Source organism: Cryobacterium sp. TMT4-31 (genome assembly GCF_004403385.1).
GTDB classification, from domain to species: Bacteria; Actinomycetota; Actinomycetes; order Actinomycetales; family Microbacteriaceae; genus Cryobacterium; species Cryobacterium zongtaii.
The window spans coordinates 81,122-96,013 of the sequence record NZ_SOGI01000008.1 but is presented as its reverse complement, the minus strand read 5'-3'; the positions used below and the strand labels follow the sequence as shown (position 1 = coordinate 96,013).

Annotated in this window: 19 protein-coding genes and 1 riboswitch; of the genes, 6 read left to right on the top strand and 13 right to left on the bottom strand. The window is 70.5% G+C overall.

From position 1 onward, the window contains the following. Positions 1-47: 47 nt before the first annotated feature. On the top strand, positions 48-1,376 hold the full coding sequence (locus E3T19_RS01655; protein ID WP_134407927.1) for an MFS transporter: 1,329 nt from the start codon (positions 48-50) through the stop codon (positions 1,374-1,376). Here E3T19_RS01655 and thiD read toward each other — a convergent pair. From thiD to E3T19_RS01635, 4 genes are all read right to left on the bottom strand, one after another. Further along, on the bottom strand, positions 1,348-2,244 hold the full coding sequence (gene thiD, locus E3T19_RS01650; protein WP_088458160.1) for a bifunctional hydroxymethylpyrimidine kinase/phosphomethylpyrimidine kinase: 897 nt from the start codon (positions 2,242-2,244) through the stop codon (positions 1,348-1,350). The genes E3T19_RS01655 and thiD overlap by 29 nt on opposite strands. Then, the gene (gene thiE / locus E3T19_RS01645; RefSeq protein ID WP_134407926.1) at positions 2,241-2,882 is read right to left on the bottom strand and encodes a thiamine phosphate synthase; all 642 of its coding nucleotides are present in this window, start codon (positions 2,880-2,882) and stop codon (positions 2,241-2,243) included. The genes thiD and thiE overlap by 4 nt, the downstream gene beginning before the upstream one ends. Further along, positions 2,879-3,697, bottom strand: a complete 819-nt coding sequence (gene thiM / locus E3T19_RS01640) for a hydroxyethylthiazole kinase (protein WP_134407925.1) — start codon at positions 3,695-3,697, stop codon at positions 2,879-2,881. The genes thiE and thiM overlap by 4 nt, the downstream gene beginning before the upstream one ends. After that, positions 3,689-3,789: riboswitch (TPP riboswitch) on the bottom strand. (Overlaps the previous gene by 9 nt.) 33 nt (positions 3,790-3,822) lie before the next feature. Further along, complete coding sequence (locus E3T19_RS01635) at positions 3,823-4,089, bottom strand: hypothetical protein (protein WP_088457608.1); 267 nt, start codon at positions 4,087-4,089, stop codon at positions 3,823-3,825. Positions 4,090-4,221: 132 nt separating this feature from the next. Between E3T19_RS01635 and E3T19_RS01630 the strand changes: the two genes are divergently transcribed. Further along, positions 4,222-5,022 carry an isocitrate lyase/phosphoenolpyruvate mutase family protein gene (locus E3T19_RS01630; RefSeq protein ID WP_134407924.1) on the top strand — a complete coding sequence of 267 codons (801 nt, stop codon included), beginning with the start codon at positions 4,222-4,224 and terminating at the stop codon, positions 5,020-5,022. A 37-nt stretch (positions 5,023-5,059) separates the two neighbouring features. Continuing rightward, a complete protein-coding gene (locus E3T19_RS01625) occupies positions 5,060-5,929 on the top strand; it encodes an alpha/beta fold hydrolase (protein ID WP_088457610.1) in 870 nt (289 codons plus the stop codon). A 34-nt stretch (positions 5,930-5,963) separates the two neighbouring features. Here the strand turns inward: E3T19_RS01625 and E3T19_RS01620 are convergent, their stop codons facing one another. From E3T19_RS01620 to E3T19_RS01610, 3 genes are read right to left on the bottom strand one after another with little or no spacing between them, the layout of a single operon-like run. Then, positions 5,964-6,734 carry an ABC transporter ATP-binding protein gene (locus E3T19_RS01620; RefSeq protein ID WP_134407923.1) on the bottom strand — a complete coding sequence of 257 codons (771 nt, stop codon included), beginning with the start codon at positions 6,732-6,734 and terminating at the stop codon, positions 5,964-5,966. Then, positions 6,731-7,822 carry an iron ABC transporter permease gene (locus tag E3T19_RS01615; RefSeq protein WP_134407922.1) on the bottom strand — a complete coding sequence of 364 codons (1,092 nt, stop codon included), beginning with the start codon at positions 7,820-7,822 and terminating at the stop codon, positions 6,731-6,733. Before E3T19_RS01615 ends, E3T19_RS01620 begins: the two co-directional genes overlap by 4 nt. Next, on the bottom strand, positions 7,795-8,820 hold the full coding sequence (locus E3T19_RS01610) for an ABC transporter substrate-binding protein (protein ID WP_241979918.1): 1,026 nt from the start codon (positions 8,818-8,820) through the stop codon (positions 7,795-7,797). The genes E3T19_RS01615 and E3T19_RS01610 overlap by 28 nt, the downstream gene beginning before the upstream one ends. Before the next feature lie 197 nt (positions 8,821-9,017). On the opposite strand from E3T19_RS01610, the gene E3T19_RS01605 reads away from it, so the two are divergent. Continuing rightward, positions 9,018-10,103, top strand: coding sequence for a glutamate--cysteine ligase (locus E3T19_RS01605; RefSeq protein ID WP_134407920.1), 1,086 nt, complete (start codon positions 9,018-9,020; stop codon positions 10,101-10,103). 33 nt (positions 10,104-10,136) lie between these two features. Here the strand turns inward: E3T19_RS01605 and E3T19_RS01600 are convergent, their stop codons facing one another. From E3T19_RS01600 to E3T19_RS01585, 4 genes are all read right to left on the bottom strand, one after another. Further along, entirely contained in the window at positions 10,137-10,631 is a 495-nt protein-coding gene (locus E3T19_RS01600; RefSeq protein WP_134407919.1) for an FBP domain-containing protein, read from the bottom strand. Positions 10,632-10,639: 8 nt separating this feature from the next. Beyond that, the gene (locus E3T19_RS01595; protein WP_088457616.1) at positions 10,640-11,239 is read right to left on the bottom strand and encodes a TetR/AcrR family transcriptional regulator; all 600 of its coding nucleotides are present in this window, start codon (positions 11,237-11,239) and stop codon (positions 10,640-10,642) included. 49 nt (positions 11,240-11,288) lie between these two features. Beyond that, positions 11,289-11,423: a hypothetical protein gene (locus E3T19_RS19475; protein WP_255455313.1), complete on the bottom strand. Its 135-nt coding sequence runs from the start codon at positions 11,421-11,423 to the stop codon at positions 11,289-11,291. A gap of 81 nt (positions 11,424-11,504) precedes the next feature. Further along, positions 11,505-12,524: a DMT family transporter gene (locus E3T19_RS01585; RefSeq protein WP_134407918.1), complete on the bottom strand. Its 1,020-nt coding sequence runs from the start codon at positions 12,522-12,524 to the stop codon at positions 11,505-11,507. Positions 12,525-12,557: 33 nt separating this feature from the next. Between E3T19_RS01585 and E3T19_RS01580 the strand changes: the two genes are divergently transcribed. Then, on the top strand, positions 12,558-13,154 hold the full coding sequence (locus E3T19_RS01580; RefSeq protein ID WP_134407917.1) for a TetR/AcrR family transcriptional regulator: 597 nt from the start codon (positions 12,558-12,560) through the stop codon (positions 13,152-13,154). On the opposite strand, the gene E3T19_RS01575 is transcribed toward E3T19_RS01580, so the two are convergent. Further along, positions 13,151-13,750: a hypothetical protein gene (locus tag E3T19_RS01575; RefSeq protein WP_134407916.1), complete on the bottom strand. Its 600-nt coding sequence runs from the start codon at positions 13,748-13,750 to the stop codon at positions 13,151-13,153. The two genes, E3T19_RS01580 and E3T19_RS01575, sit on opposite strands and share 4 nt — an antisense overlap. Positions 13,751-13,897: 147 nt before the next feature. On the opposite strand from E3T19_RS01575, the gene E3T19_RS01570 reads away from it, so the two are divergent. Further along, positions 13,898-14,350, top strand: coding sequence for a VOC family protein (locus tag E3T19_RS01570; RefSeq protein WP_241979917.1), 453 nt, complete (start codon positions 13,898-13,900; stop codon positions 14,348-14,350). A gap of 138 nt (positions 14,351-14,488) precedes the next feature. On the opposite strand, the gene E3T19_RS01565 is transcribed toward E3T19_RS01570, so the two are convergent. After that, a complete protein-coding gene (locus tag E3T19_RS01565; protein ID WP_088457620.1) occupies positions 14,489-14,887 on the bottom strand; it encodes a VOC family protein in 399 nt (132 codons plus the stop codon). Positions 14,888-14,892 lie beyond the last annotated feature (5 nt).

Genomic DNA, 14,892 nt, shown 5'->3' with positions numbered 1-14,892 from the left:
CTAATATCCGTCGCCCATTGTTCACCCCACGGCCCTAGGGTGAACGCATGACCGAGACACTCGACGGCAACGGCGCCGCCCACGCCCCCGCGGCCCGCACTCCCGCCCGCGCCGCCGTCGTCGCCTGGAGCCTGTGGGACTGGGGCTCGGCCGCTTTCAACGCCGTGGTCACCACGTTCGTCTTCTCGGTCTATCTCACCGGCTCGTCATTTGGCGACGAGGGCGACGTCGCCGCCCAGCTCGGCTGGGCACTCGCGATCGCCGGGTTCCTGATCGCCGTGCTCGCCCCGGTCACCGGCGCCCGCTCGGACTCCTCCGGCCGGCGCAAGTTCTGGCTCGGCGTGAACACCTTCATCGTGGTTGGCCTCACCGCCGGCATGTTCTTCGTGCTGCCCACTCCGGAGTACCTGCTGCTCGGCCTGGTGCTGCTGGCCGCCGGCAATGTGTTCTTCGAGCTCGCCGGGGTCAGCTACAACGCCATGCTCGCGCAGGTCTCGACGCCACGCACCATCGGCAAGGTGAGCGGTTTCGGCTGGGGCATGGGCTACATCGGTGGCATCGTGCTGCTGCTGATCGTCTACTTCGGCTTCATCAGCCCCGAGGTGGGCCTGTTCGGCGTCACCAGCGAAGACGGGCTGGCGGTGCGGGTGACGATGCTCATCGCCGCCGCATGGTTCGGCCTGTTCGCGCTGCCGCTGCTGTTGCGGGTGCCCGAATACCGGGCGCCGGATGCCGCGAAGCGCGCCAAGGTCGGCTTCTTCCAGTCCTACGTCGAACTGGGCCGCGACGTGGCCAAGCTCTGGAAGACCAACCGCCAGGTCGTCTACTTCCTGTTCGCCAGCGCCATCTTCCGTGACGGCCTGGCCGGCGTCTTCACCTTCGGCGGGGTACTTGCCGCGTCGGCGTTCGGCTTCTCCCCCGGCGAGGTGATCATCTTCGCGATCGCCGCGAACGTGGTGGCCGGAGTCGCCACCATCAGCGTGGGAGTGCTCGACGACAGGCTGGGCGCCAAGCCCGTCATCGTCACCGCCCTGGTGGGCCTCATCGTCAGCGGCAGCCTGGTGTTCCTGCTGCACGACGGCGGCCAGATCGTCTTCTGGACCGCCGGCCTGGCCCTGTGCCTGTTCGTGGGGCCCGCCCAGTCGGCCAGCCGCACCTTCCTGGCCCGGATCATCCCGGCCGGCCGGGAGGGCGAGGTGTTCGGCATGTACGCCACCACCGGTCGTGCCGCCAGCTTCCTGGCCCCCACGGCGTTCGCACTGGCCGTGACCATCTTCGGCGAAACCTACTGGGGCATCCTGGGCATCGTGCTGGTGCTTGTCATCGGCTTGCTGTTGTTGCTGCCGGTCAAGGCCCGGCAGAACCAGATGGGCTGAGCCCTCGAGGCGGTGGCTCCGGATGCGTTCCGGCCGCCGCCCAGAGCGCGTGGAAGTGGTTGATCGGGCCGTGCCCGCCGCCCACCTCGAGCCGGTCGGCGGAGGCCACGCTGTCGCTGAGCCAGGCCTTCGTCTCGGTCAACGCCCGCGGCCAGTCCCGGTGCCGGGCCGCCAGCGTGGCCAGGGCCGACGACATCGAACAGCCGGTGCCGTGGGTGTTCACGGTGTTGATGCGCGGCGCGGAGACCTGCACGATGCGGGCCCGCCCTGGCTCGGTGCCGGCCGCGTCGACGAGGGCATCCGGGCAGGCCGGACCGGCCAGGTGGCCGCCCTTGACCAGCACCCGGGTGCCGCAGGCGCGGGAGAGCCGCTCGCCCTGCTCGAGGGCCGCTGCCCAGTCGGCGGCCTCGGGTTCGTTCACGAGCACGGCCAGCTCGGGCAGGTTCGGGGTGACCAGGTGCACCAGCGGCACCAGGGCGCGGAGCGCGGCCTCGGCGGACGCGTCGAGCAGCCGGTCGCCGCTGGTGGCGATCATCACCGGGTCGAGCACGATCACGGATGGCCGCACCCGGGCCAGCCACGCGGCCACGGTCTCGATGAGGTCGGCCTGGCCGAGCATGCCGATCTTCACGGCGTCGATGGTGACGTCGTCGCTGACCGCGTCGAGCTGTTCCACGAGGAAGGACACCGGCGGGATGTGCACCGAACGCACCCCGCGGGTGTTCTGGGCGACGAGCGCGGTGACCACGGCCATGCCGTAACCGCCGTTAGCGGCGATGCTCTTGAGGTCGGCCTGAATCCCGGCGCCGCCGGTGGGGTCGGTGCCGGCGATGCTGAGCACCCGGGGGATCTCCCTCGGCCCGGTCATCGGGTCCACTCCCGGCGCAGGGCGCTGGCGGCGGCACGGGCATCCGGAGCGGCGCAGACGGCCGACACCACGGCCACCCCGGCGGCCCCGGCCCGGCGCAACGGCCAGACATCCGCGAGCCCGATGCCGCCGATCGCGACGCAGGGCAGCGCACTCGTGGCGGCCAGCGCGGCGAAGCCGGGCACCCCGAGCACGGGTGGATGGTCGGGTTTGGTGCTGGTGGCCCGGATGACGCCGACGCCCAGGTAGTCCACGGTTCCGGGGGGCAGCGCGAAGACCCTGTCGAGCTCGGCCGGGGTGTTGGCGGTGATGCCCACAATCGCGTCGGAGCCGACCCTGTCGCGCACTCTGGCCACGGCTTCGTCGCCCTGGCCCACGTGCAGGCCGTGCACGGCGGCGCCCTCGGCGAGCGCCCGCAGGTACACGTCGACCCTGTCGTTGACGACCACGGTGGCGCGGTCACCGACCGCGTCGGCCACCTGCAGCAGCAGGCGCAGCACGTCGTCGTCCGACCCGGTCTTGTCGCGCACCTGCACGGTGGTGATGCCGCCGGCGACGGCGTCGATCACGGTTCTCAGCACGCCCCTGGCAGCGCACAGGGCGGTGTCGGTGACGAGGTAGAGCGAGAGATCGCTCACGCCAGCCGCGCCCGGTCGATGATGGTGGCGCCGTCGAGGGAGTGCAGCCGGTCGAGGAAGTGCGCCGCGAAACTGCCCGGCCCGGCCGCGTCGGCGGCGGCGAGTTCGGCGGCGACGGTGTACAGCAGCGTGGCGGCGGCGGTCGCGGCGAGCGTTGCGCCGGGTTCGTCACGGTCGACGAGCGAGAGCACGGCGGCGGTCACCGCGCCGAGCGCGCATCCGCCGCCGGTGACCCGGGTGAGCAGCACGTGACCGTTGGCCACCCGGATGGTCTGCGAACCGTCGGTGATGAGGTCGACCGCGCCGGACACGGCTACGCTCGCTCCGGTGCTGCGGGCGAGCAGGGCGGCGGCGTCGGCGGCGCCCTCCGGCGAGTCGGTGGCGTCGACGCCTCGGCCGCCGGTGCCCAGCTGGGCCAGGGCGATGATCTCCGACGGGTTACCGCGGATGGCCGTGGGCCGGAAGTGCAGCAGCTCGCGAGCCAGCCCGGTGCGCACCGGCAGCACGCCGATCGCGACGGGGTCGAGCACCCAGGGGGTGCCGGCGGCGTGTGCGGCCGACGCGGCCTCGAGCATCGCACTGCGCTGCTCGGCGTGCGGGGTGCCCACGTTCACCAGCACTCCGGAGGCCACCCCGGCGAACGGTCCGGCCTCGGTGGGCACGTCCACCATCGCGGGCGCGGCTCCCAGGGCCAGCAGCACGTTGGCGGTGAAGTTGGTCACCACCGCGTTGGTGAGGCACTGTACGAGAGGTTGGCTCTCGCGCAGACGGTCGAGCAGATGGGCAGCATTCTCTGGTGTCAGACGGATGGTCATCCGGGACATCCCTTCGCTAGTACGAACTAGATCAGGTTCAACGGGTGTTTTCTCAGCCCCGGCCGTTTGGCAGGGCACCCCGTGTCACTACCGAAACCCTAGCGGCCGGATTGTTCACACCCGGACTAGTAGTCGAAATCGTCGACGGCGAACCACGGCACCGGCACCGCCGGGTCCAGAAGCGCGAGCGGATCCACCTCGAAGGTCTCCAGCACCACGCTGACGCCGGGTGACACGAGCGCCTCCACACCGACATCGCCGACGACGGGTAGCCTGACCATTCCGCCACCCTGCCGGACGGCGGCCGTGAGGGCTGCTACGAGCGCGGTCACGTCGCACGAGCTGCGCAATCGGAACAGGCGCTCGCCGACCGTGAGGGTGTGAGCCTGCATGACATCTCCCTCGGTGTAGATCTCACGCTAAGACCAAAGCGGCGACGTGTATACACGGTTGACAGCGCTGCGTCTTTGTCTTTGTCTGAAACCCTCCAGCGTTTACACCGGCGCACCCGGCACACTGGACCGATGACAACCACACTGCTGAACAAGGCCGAACTCCTCAACGCCCTGCACGTGCCCGGCACGCCACTGATCGTCACGAACGTGTGGGACGCGATCACCGCCAAGATCGTCTCCGAGACCCCGGGCGTGAAAGCCCTCGCCAGTGCCTCGCACTCGGTGTCCAACGTGCGCGGCCTGCCGGACGGCGAGGGCCTCACCGTCGACGAGGCCATCATCGCCGCCCGCATTATCACCGGAGCGACCGACCTGCCCGTCTCGGTCGACTTCGAGAAGGGCTACGCGGCGGATTCCGCGGGGGTCGCCCGCAACGTGCGCCGCCTGATCGAGGAGGCCGGGGCCGCCGGCATCAACATCGAAGACTCCGTGGGCGCCACCAAGGCGCCGCAGTTCGACATCCCCACCGCGGCCGCCCGGGTCGCCGCGGCGCGGGAGGGCGCCGAGGCGGCCGGGGTGCCGCTGGTGATCAACGCCCGCGTCGACACCCTCGCGGGCGGCGGCGAGTGGGCCGAGGCCGTTCAGCGTGCCAACGCCTATCTCGACGCCGGCGCCGACGTGATCTTCTTCCTCGGCCTGGGCGACGAAGACAAGGTCAAGCGCGCCCTCGACGAGGTGAACGGCCGCATCTCCGTGATCGGGAACCCCGGCGCCGTTCCCCTGGCCCGGCTGGCCGAACTCGGCGTCTCCAGGGTCAGCTTCGGCCCCGGTACCCTCGGCCTGGCCCTCGCCGCGTTGCAGCGCGCCGCCGCCCAGCTCACCGCGCTCGGCGATTACCCCGACGACCTCGGCTTCCCCTTCGAGCTCTAACCCGGCCTCGGCGTGGGCGGCTCGGTACGGTGGGGTCATGCCCAGCTTCGCGTCGCACGATGAGACCGTTCTGCACTACGACGTTCTGACCCCGGATGCGGCGGGCGCGCCTGAGCGCCCGCCGCTGGTCGTGCTGGCCGGCGGGCCGGCCCGGCATCCGGAGTACCTGGGCGATCTGGCCGGGCTCACCCGCCTGCGCACCCTCGTGGTGCTGCACCAGCGGGGCGTGGGGGCGTCGTCGCCATCGCCCACCGCGCCCGCCGCATCCTGGCCCGCCCTGGCCGACGACGTCGAGGCGCTCCGCCGGCACCTGGGGCTGGCCGAGATCGAGCTGCTCGGCCACTCGGCCGGCACCCGCGTCGCGCTCGCCTATGCGGCCCGCCACCCTCATCGGCTGGCGAGCCTGTGCCTGCTCACCCCGCCCGCGCAGTGGCTCGTGACCGTCCCCGACGACAGCTCGCACATCATCACGGGGCACCGCGCCGAGCCCTGGTACGCCGATTACGTCGCGCACCGGATCGCGGCGACGGCGGCGACGACCGCCTCCGACCTGAACCACCTGTTCCCCTACCTCGCCCCGATCGCCTGGTCGCGGTGGACGGCCCAGGCCCGGGAGCACGAGGCGACCGGCGCCTGGCATCCCGCGGCGCAGGACCTGTTCTTCGCCGGGGCCGACCCGGCGGGCATCCTGATCGGCCTGGCGCAGGTGCACTGCCCGGTTCTGGTGGTCGCGGGCGCCGACGACGGCCTGACCGGGCTGGCCCCGGTGCTGGCCGTCGCGGACCTGTTCACGAACGGTCGTGCAGTGACCATCGCCGGCGCCGGGCACTACCCGTGGGTGGAGCAGCCGCAGGCGTTCACCGCGGCGCTGGCCGGTTTCTACCGGCGCCCGGCGGACACGGCCTAGACCCTCCGACGCCGGCCGCCGCGGGGCGCGGCCGTCAGAGCGGGGTGGGATCGAACAGCACGTGAGAGCGGCCCGTCATCGCGTCCTCGGCGACCCGGGCCCGCACCCCGTAGACGTCGCCGATGAGCTCGGGCGTGAGCACGTCTCGCGGGCTGCCCCCGGCGACCGCGCGTCCGTCCTGCAGGACAAGCACACTGTCGCAGAAGGTGGCCGCGAGATTCAGGTCGTGCAGGGCCACGATCGCGGTGACCGGCAGGTCGGCGACGAGGGCCAACAGCTCCAGCTGATGCCGGATGTCGAGGTGGTTGGTGGGCTCGTCGAGCAACAGCTCGGTCGGCTCCTGCGCGAGAGCCCGCGCGATGTGGGCGCGCTGGCGCTCCCCGCCCGACAACGTGCGCCAGAGTCGGTCCGCCTTGTCGGTCAGACCCACGTGCGCCAGTGCGCGGTCGATCGCCCGCGCATCGTCTGCGGTGTCCCCGCCGAAGAGCGACCGGTAAGGCGTGCGGCCCAGCCGCACGACGTCCCGTACCAGGATGTCCACCTCGGTCTCCGCGTGCTGCGTGACGGTCGCCACGGTTCGGGCGACGTGGCGGCGACGCACCGAGGTGAGGTCGGCCCCGTCGAGCGTGATCCTGCCGGTATCGGGTGCCGACACGCCCTGGAGGAGGCGCAACAGGGAGGATTTGCCGGAGCCGTTCGGGCCGAGCAGACCCACCGTCGAGCCGGGCAGCGGGCAGAGGGTCACGTCGTCGATCACGAGGGTGCCGCCTCGCCGCCAGCTCACGCGGTGCGCTTCGAGTGTCACGCCCTGCCCCTGCCCTTGTTCCGCAGCAGCAACAGCACGAACACGGGAACGCCCACGAGGGCGGTGCCCACGCCGACCGGCAGCGGGGTGGGGGCGAAGACGACGCGGGACGCGGCATCCACCCACACCATGAAGACAGCGCCGAGCACAATCGTGGCCGGGATGACCCTCGAGTGGCGCTGGCCGAAGAGCAGGCGGGCCGCGTGCGGCAGAACCAGGCCGACGAAGCCGATGGCGCCCGCGATGCTCACCAGGGTGGCGGTCAACAGGGCCGTGACGATCAACAGGATCAGCCGGGTGCGCCCGACGTGGATGCCGAGAGACGCGGCGACATCCTCACCGAACGCGAAGGCGTCGAGCGATCGCGCCCAGACCAGGCAGATCAGGGCGCCCACCGTGACCACGCCGGAGCTGAGGGCCACGTCGTCCCAGCGCATGCCTTCGAGCGAGCCGAGGAGCCAGAACATCACCCCACGGGTCTCGTCGGAGTCCGCGAAGGCGAACACGACCAGGGAGGTGAGCGCCGAGAACAGCTGGGTGCTCGCGACGCCGGCCAGGATGACCCCCGCCGTGCCGGCGGACGAGAACCGGGCGAGGAGCAGCACAAAGCCGAACGCGGCCAGGGCGCCGATGAACGCGCCGCCGGAGAGCCCGATGGCTCCGCCGCCGATGCCGAGAACCCCGACGAGCACCGCCCCCGTCGATGCCCCGGAGGACACCCCGAGCACGAACGGGTCGGCAAGCGGATTGCGCAGCAGCGACTGCAGGATGACCCCGCTCAGGCCGAGCCCGGCCCCGCACGCCGCTGCGACCAGGGCCCGCGGCAGCCGTTCCTGCCAGACGATCGCATCCTCCGAGACGCGCACCGGGATGTCGGTCAACGCTAGATGGTTCAACAGGATGTCGCGCACGTTGACGAGGGACACATCCGCGGGGCCGAGCGTGACGGCGACGCCCACCGAGAGCACGATCGCGACCAGGCCGAGCAGGCCGAGGGCCAGGGCGAGCACCGCGCGCGGCAGGGGCCGCCCGCGGGTCACCGAGGCGGCTTCAACGGTGCTCAGAGCGCGTCCTTGTGCTCGTCCCACCAGGCACGGATCTTCTCGAGGCCGTCGACGAAGCGGATGGACGGGTTCATCTCGGCGCCGTGCAGGGCGATGTAGCGCTGCTCCTGCACGACCTCGAGGTTCTTGGTGAGGGGGTCGCTCTCGAGGAATTGGATCTTCTCGTCGAGACGGTCGCCGGGGAAGCGGTCGCGCTGCAGATCGCCCAGGACGAGGATGTCCGGGTCGGCGTCGACGACGCTCTCCCAGCCAACGGCAGGCCAATCGTCGGCGGTGTCGGCAAAGACATTCGTCATGTTCGTGGTGCTGGCCAGGAGCGCCGCTGAGCCGAGGCCGCCGGCGATGTAGGGCGTCTTCGTGTCGGCGAACCAGAACATGACCGAGTGTCCGTCGAAGTCCAGGCCGTCGGAGGCCGCCGCGGCCCGCCCTTCGAGTTCGCTGACCAGCGCCTCGCCCCGGTCCGTCACGTCGAAGATCTCGGCCAGCTCGCGGATCTCCTGGTACAACGCGTCGACCTTGAGCGCCGTCGTGCGGGTTCCGCCGCCGTTGACGCTCACACCGTTGTCGCAGTCGGTGGGCGAGAGGTAGGAGCCGATGGCCGTCTCGGCGAGCCGTTCGCGGCTGGCGACCCCGGCGTCGGCGTAGTGGCGACCGAACGAGGCCGTGACGAAGTCGGGGTCGGTACCCAACAGCACCTCGTAGGTGGGCGCGTTGTCGGCCAGCCGCGGTACCGCCGAGTTCGCGGTGGCCAGCGAGTCGAGCACCGGGTCGGTCCACGACGCGGTGCCGACCATGCGCTCTTCCAGGCCGAGCGACAGCAGGATCTCCGTCGAGTTCTGGTCCAACGACACCACGCGCTCCGGGGCGGCCTCGAACGTCTGCTCGGAGCCGCAGTTCGAGACGACGAGGGGATACCCCGTCTTCCCGTCGCTGGCGACGGCCAGGGCCGCCGGCGAGTCGATCTCCTCGGAGGCGCCGCAGCCCGACAGGGTGGCGAGCGCGACGGCGGTGAGCAGGCCCACGAGGGCGTGCGTCCTTTTCGTAGTGATGGGAACTCCTGACGGTGCTGAGCGTAAAGTGACGGCTCCTCGCGATGCGGGCCTTGGTAAGTATAGCCTTACCTAAATTCCTGTCCGCTCGGTGAGGTGTTCCCTGACCTGCCTCCCGGTGACAGGATGTTCCTGTCCGGCTCCGCCGATCCGGCTCCCGGAGGCTGCACATGGTGACGTTTGGCATCGAGGAAGAGTACTTTCTCGTCGACCCGCGCTCCCTGCGGCCGGTCAGTATGGCCGACACCATCCTGGGCGATCTGCCGCCCCGGGCTCGCGCGCCCGGACTCGTCACCCGCGAGTTCCTGGCCTCACAGGTGGAACGAGCCTCGGCGGTCTTCACCGAGCTGACCGAGGCCGAGGCCGACCTGGCCGCCTTTCGAGGCGAGCTGGCTGCGGTGGCGAGGGAGCGCGGCGTCCTGGCTGTCGGAACCGGCACGCCCTTCGACGCCCCGGCGGCGCCGACCCTCACCGACGCGGCCCGGTACCACCGGATCGGGTCCGGAGTGCGCGGGGTCGTGCGGGACCATCAGATCTGCGCCACGCACGTGCACGTGGGCGTGCCCACCCGGGAGGCCGGGGTGCACGCCCTCAATCATCTGCGGGTCTGGCTGCCCACGTTGATGGCGCTGACCGGCAATTCGCCGTTCTGGCGCTGCCGGGACATCGGCTTCGATTCCTGGCGGGCGGTGATCATGCGCCGCTGGGCGACCACCGGCTGTCCGCCGGCGTTCACCGACGCCGACGACTACGACCGGCGCATCCGGCGTCTGGTCGGTGTGGGAGCCACTGTCGACACCGGCACGGTGGCTTGGTACGCGCGGCTGTCCGAGAGCTATCCCACGCTCGAGGTGCGGGTGGCCGACGCCCAACTCGACCTGGCGCCCACGATGATGCTGGCGGCGGTGGCCCGCGCCCTGGTCGTGACCGGCATGGCCGCGGGCGAGCGTGGGGCGCCGCCGCCCGCGGTGGAGCCCGAACTGCTCGACGCCGCGCTGTGGCACGCCTCCCGCGACGGCATCCGCGGCCAGCTCCTCGATCCCACCACCAGGGAGCTGGCCCCGGCCAGTGCGGTCACCGACAGTCTGCTGCGCTCCGTCGGCGACGCGTTGGAGAGCACCGGGGACCGGCCCCGGGTGGCCGAGCTGGTGGAGCAGGTGCGGCGCACGGGAACGGGCGCCCAGCAGCAACGGCGGGCGTTCCGCACGGGCGGGCTCGCCGGATGGCGGGAACTCGTCGAGTCGTCGTTCAGCTGATCGGCGCGCCGACTCCCGCGCCCGGCTCCAGGTTCAGTCGCCGGGGCGAATCACTTCGCCCACGAATCCGGTCGACCGGGCGCGCAGCATCGAGATCCGGTCATCTCGGGCGGCGGCAACGTCGTAACCGATGTAGGCCATCGACGGCAGCTTCCGCACGTTGGCGGAGCACTGGAACGCCTCACAGACCAGGATGCCGACGGTGTCGCCGTTGCGGCCGGCCGCCCCGGCCCGCTGGGCACTGTAGAGCACCACCTCGTTGGGCAGTTTCACATCGCGGCACCACGAGCACTGGGCGCGACGGCGTGGGGAGGCATCCGCCTGTCGGAGGACGATGCCGACAGGCTCGCCGTCGACGGGGACGACGACGTAGGAGCGGCGCTTCATCCTGGGGTCGACCCAGCCGACATAGTCCAGCTGCGCCCAGTCGAGCTGGTCGAAGCCGGGCGGCAGGGTGATGTCGGACACGACCTTGCGGGAGGCGTTCACGAAGGTGGCCTTGATGGTGGCGGTACTGAGGGGGAGCATACGAAGTCTCAATCGGTTGAGTGGTCGGGGTGCTGCGTGTCGGTCGTGGGCCAGTTCCGAAGCGACGTGTCGATGGCGTCGAGCACCCGGGTCCAGCTCGAAGCCGCGGTGGGATCCGAGTGGTCGAAGCCGCCGCCGGACTCGAGCGCGACGAAGCCGTTGATGGCGCTGCCGAGTAGCCGCACACCGTGCACCTCGTCGTCAGGGCTGAGGCCGTAGCCGCTCACAATGGCCCGGGCTGAGCGGGCGATGAGCCCGCCCGCGCTCTGGGCGGCAGCCTCCGGCGATACGCGGCGCTGCGCCGCCTGCCACCGGCCGGGGTAGGCGATGGCGTAGTCGCGGTGGGCGTTCGCGAACGCGAACAGGGCGCTCCGGCCGGCCTTGCCGGGCAGGGCCTCAGCCAGACCGTCCGCGAGCTCCTGCAGGGCGAACGCGGCGGTGAGGTCGAGCAGGTCGTCGAGCCCCGAGATGTGCGAATAGATACTCGCCGGGCGCACGTCGAAGCGGCGGGCGAGGGCGGAGAGCGTCACGGCGGACAGTCCGGTCTCGTCGGCCAGTTCGGCGGCGGCCTGGACCAGCCGGGCTTCGGTCAATCCGGGACGCTTCATCAAATTTCCTAAGTCTCGCAGTTTATAAACTACAGACTATAGGCAATGCTCAGTCCTCGGGAAGCAGCGTGAACTCGACCCGGCCCCAGGCCGCCCCGTTCACCTGCACCTCGAGGGCGTGCACCCCCGGGTGGTAGCGCCGGGTGGTGATGGCCCGGAACGAGTGCGACCGGGCCAGCTGCACGGTCTCGCCAGCTGCACGGTCTCGCCGGCGGCCAGGGTCACGATCGGCGCGGTGACCAGGGCTGCGGCGGCTCCCGTGTCGCTAAAGGCGTAGTTCTTCGCGACTCGCCGTGGCTTCGGACCGAACGAGCGGCGTTTCCCGAGATTCTCCGCCTTTACATGCGGGCGCGGCTGCGGATGACGCGGCGCGCTCGGGAGCGATGACCAGCACTACCGCGCCCGCTCCGAGCACGAGTCCGACGAGGGTGGCGGGAGTGAACGGGTCGGCGAAGAGGATGCTGCCGGCGACGGCCGTGGTCGGCGCCACCAGGTACAGCAGGGCGTTGAGGGCAGTGATGCCGAGGCGGCGCAGCAGGTACCAGTAGAGCGCGTAGGCGATGAGGGTGGGGAACACAGCGATCAGCACCGTCGAGAGCCAGAAGCTCAGGGTGGCCGGCGGGGCGAGCGCCCCGGTAAGAGCGGCCAGCAGCGTCACGGCCACCAGCGTGATGGCGGCGTGGGTGGCCAGGGTGGCGAAGACGCCGAGCCGGGCCGGGGTGCGCCGCTCCAGGAAGGTCGCGGCGACGAGACTGGCCAGCGCCACCAACGGCAGCAGGTAGGCGGGGGTGGGCGAGATCGACGTCGAAGCATCCGCCGCCACGATCAGGACCACTCCCACCGCACCGAGCGCCAGGCCCAGCCACTGCAGCGCCCGCACACGCAGCCCGAGCAGCGGTCCCACCAGGGTTGCCACGACCAGGGGCTGGATCGCGTCGATGAGGGCCGTCGTCCCGGCCGAGACCCCCGCGCCGACGGCCAGATAGACGGGCAGGATGTAGCCGAATTGGGCGAATAGCCCGATGGTGAGGTGCGGGCGGATGTCGCGCCAGGCCGGGAACGCGCGTCGGTGAGCTCGAAGCCGACGATCTCGGAAGCGCAGCGCCATCATGCCGACCAGCAGGAGTGCCGCGACGACGAGGTACCGCCAAACCAGCACGGTCAGGGCCGGCGCCGCCTCCGTGCCGATCTTCGCGATGATGAACCCGGAACTCCAGGTCAGCACGAAGGCGGCCGAGGCAGCGACCAGAAGAAGTCGCTGAGGTATACCGATCTGTGTACTCATTCGATCGAGTATACAGAACGGTATAGTGGGGCCATGACCACCGAGAACTCGCCCGAGGCGATCCCGCACTACACCCCGGGGGCCGAGCGGCTGCTGGCCGCGGCGTCCGACCTCTTCTATCGGGAGGGTATCCACGCCGTCGGCGTCGACGCCATTGCCGCGGCGGCCGGGGTCACCAAGAAGACGCTCTACGACAGGTTCGGGTCGAAGGAGGCGCTGGCCGTGGCGTATCTCCGCGGGCGGGACGCTCGGTGGCGGGAGTTCCTGGAGCAGGGACTCGCGTTGCAGGCGCCCGGCAGCGTGGACCGTGTCCTCGCGGTGTTCGACATTTCGGCGCGCTGGGCCGTCGCCAACAGCAGCAAGGGCTGCAGCGCCATCAACGCGCGCGCCGAGACAGACGATGCGGCGCATCCGGTGGCCGTCGAGGCGATTCGCCAGAAGAAGTGGATGCGCGACGTGTTCGAGCGGCTCTGCCGGGACGCGGGCATCGCCGGTGCGGACCGGGTGGCCGACATTCTGATGCTGCTCTACGAGGGCGCCCTGGTGACCGTGGGGATGGGCACCTTCGCCGACCCGTTCACGGCCGGACGTACGGCCGCGAACACGATCCTGCGAGGCGACGCCCCCTAGGGACGGTGCGTGGCCGCCTGGGCATGCGCAGCGTCCTGTCGGGCACTGGCTTCGCGCTCGGCCCGGTCGGCGATTGCGGCGTCGTCCACGCTGAGCATCACGCCGCTGTCTCGCAGGGTGAACAGGTGCAGCAGAATCCGCCAGCGGCCGACCTCCCACTGGCGAGGCGGGATCTCCTCATCGTTCCAGGGCTCTGTCGGAGTTCCCAGATTCTGACTGAGCAGGGCAAGAATGCGGTCATAGCCGAGCCTGGTTCCCGGATCGTTCGGGCTCGGCGTGTTGTACAGCTGCAGGTCGATGCCCAGGAAGTCACCCGCGTGGGACATCCAGCTGGCGTAGACCTCGCCGCCGAACGACACCTCGAGGCGCCGGATATCGACCGGGCTCGGCCACGTCTGGCCGGCGGCCGCGCCGGCGCCGTCGTCGTCGTTGCCAGTGTCGGTGTCGGTGTCGACCGGCCGCACCCCCAGCGTCGCAAAAAGGTCACCCACCGCAGCATCTGTCGCCGGCCAAGCGCCCCGGGTGACCGCGAGGACCAGCTCCACGGCCTGGGCCGGGTCGGGTGCCGGCGAATTCGCGGGCGACGCATCCGTCATGCGCACAGCCTATGCCCACCGGTGTCGACTCGAGGGCCTAGCGCTCTCTGCCACCATGCGTAGCGTGGACGACCTGAGCACTCCGACGAGAGGACTGTACCGATGAACGGTGTACCGATGAACGGCGTACCGATAAACGGCCTACCGATGAACGCACCGACCGGCATCCTGCGCGGCATGAGCAACGTGAGCTATTGGGCCGAGGACCACGCCGCCGCGACGGCCTGGTACACCGAGCTGTTGGGCATGGAGCCCTACTTTCAGATGCCAGGCTACGCGGAGTGGCGGGTGGGCGACTACGGCCACGAACTGGGCCTGATCGACGCCAGGTACGCCCCGCAGCCTGCAGCGGATGTGCCCGGTGGGGCGGTGCTCAACTGGCACGTCGACGACATCAGGGCGGCCCTGGACCGGCTGCTCGAGCTGGGCGCGACGATGCGCGAGGACATCCGGGAGCGCGGCGAGGGCTTCACGACGGCGGCCGTGGTGGACCCGTTCGGCAACGTGCTCGGCGTGATGACGAACCCGCACTACCTGCAGGTGCTCGCCGACGCCACCCCGGACGGAGAGGCGGCCCGCGCCGGGCATCCGGCGCCCTAAGGTGCGCGCCATATTAGGAGATAGTGAGTTTTCTAGGACGCAGTTGCCAAAAGCATCCTTGAAATCTCACTATTTCCTTATTGACGTGCGAACCCGGTCAGTCGAGCGTGTGTTCCGACGGGTCGGCGGGAGTTTTCGTCAGTTCGCGGACAGCTCGGCGTAGAGGTCCACGGAGTTGCCATCGGGATCCAACAGGGTCGCGTAGCGCTGGCCCCAGTGCGCGTTCCACGGTTCGACATGGGCAACGTAACCGGCGGTGACCAGCTCGGCGAAGGCCGCATCCACCTCGGCCGGCGTGCCTTTGTCGAACGCGAGCGCGATGCGGTGGCCGCCCGTGGGTGCGATGTAGTCGGGGTCGAATCCGCGAATAGTCGCGATAGTGTCCCATGCCAGGCTCGTGCCGTCATCGAGTTTCGCGTCGACGTGCGGCGCATCGTCGAGTCCTTCCTCGATCCGCACGCCCAGCGCTCGATAGAAGGCCAGCGAAGCGGCCATGTCACCCGTCACGATCCCGATGAAACCCAGTTTTAGTGTCATGCCAT

Excerpts from the sequence above, each read along its gene's own strand:
- E3T19_RS01655 (WP_134407927.1), top strand. The coding sequence starts at position 48 with ATGACCGAGACACTCGACGGCAACGGCGCCGCCCACGCCCCCGCGGCC.
- E3T19_RS01630 (WP_134407924.1), top strand. The coding sequence starts at position 4,222 with ATGACAACCACACTGCTGAACAAGGCCGAACTCCTCAACGCCCTGCAC.
- E3T19_RS01570 (WP_241979917.1), top strand. The coding sequence starts at position 13,898 with ATGAACGCACCGACCGGCATCCTGCGCGGCATGAGCAACGTGAGCTAT.
- E3T19_RS01595 (WP_088457616.1), bottom strand. The coding sequence starts at position 11,239 with ATGAAGCGTCCCGGATTGACCGAAGCCCGGCTGGTCCAGGCCGCCGCC.
- E3T19_RS01565 (WP_088457620.1), bottom strand. The coding sequence starts at position 14,887 with ATGACACTAAAACTGGGTTTCATCGGGATCGTGACGGGTGACATGGCC.
- thiD (WP_088458160.1), bottom strand. The coding sequence starts at position 2,244 with ATGACCGGGCCGAGGGAGATCCCCCGGGTGCTCAGCATCGCCGGCACC.
- E3T19_RS01635 (WP_088457608.1), bottom strand. The coding sequence starts at position 4,089 with ATGCAGGCTCACACCCTCACGGTCGGCGAGCGCCTGTTCCGATTGCGC.
- E3T19_RS01600 (WP_134407919.1), bottom strand. The coding sequence starts at position 10,631 with ATGCTCCCCCTCAGTACCGCCACCATCAAGGCCACCTTCGTGAACGCC.
- E3T19_RS01575 (WP_134407916.1), bottom strand. The coding sequence starts at position 13,750 with ATGACGGATGCGTCGCCCGCGAATTCGCCGGCACCCGACCCGGCCCAG.
- E3T19_RS01580 (WP_134407917.1), top strand. The coding sequence starts at position 12,558 with ATGACCACCGAGAACTCGCCCGAGGCGATCCCGCACTACACCCCGGGG.
- E3T19_RS01605 (WP_134407920.1), top strand. The coding sequence starts at position 9,018 with ATGGTGACGTTTGGCATCGAGGAAGAGTACTTTCTCGTCGACCCGCGC.
- E3T19_RS01625 (WP_088457610.1), top strand. The coding sequence starts at position 5,060 with ATGCCCAGCTTCGCGTCGCACGATGAGACCGTTCTGCACTACGACGTT.
- E3T19_RS01585 (WP_134407918.1), bottom strand. The coding sequence starts at position 12,524 with ATGAGTACACAGATCGGTATACCTCAGCGACTTCTTCTGGTCGCTGCC.
- thiM (WP_134407925.1), bottom strand. The coding sequence starts at position 3,697 with ATGACCATCCGTCTGACACCAGAGAATGCTGCCCATCTGCTCGACCGT.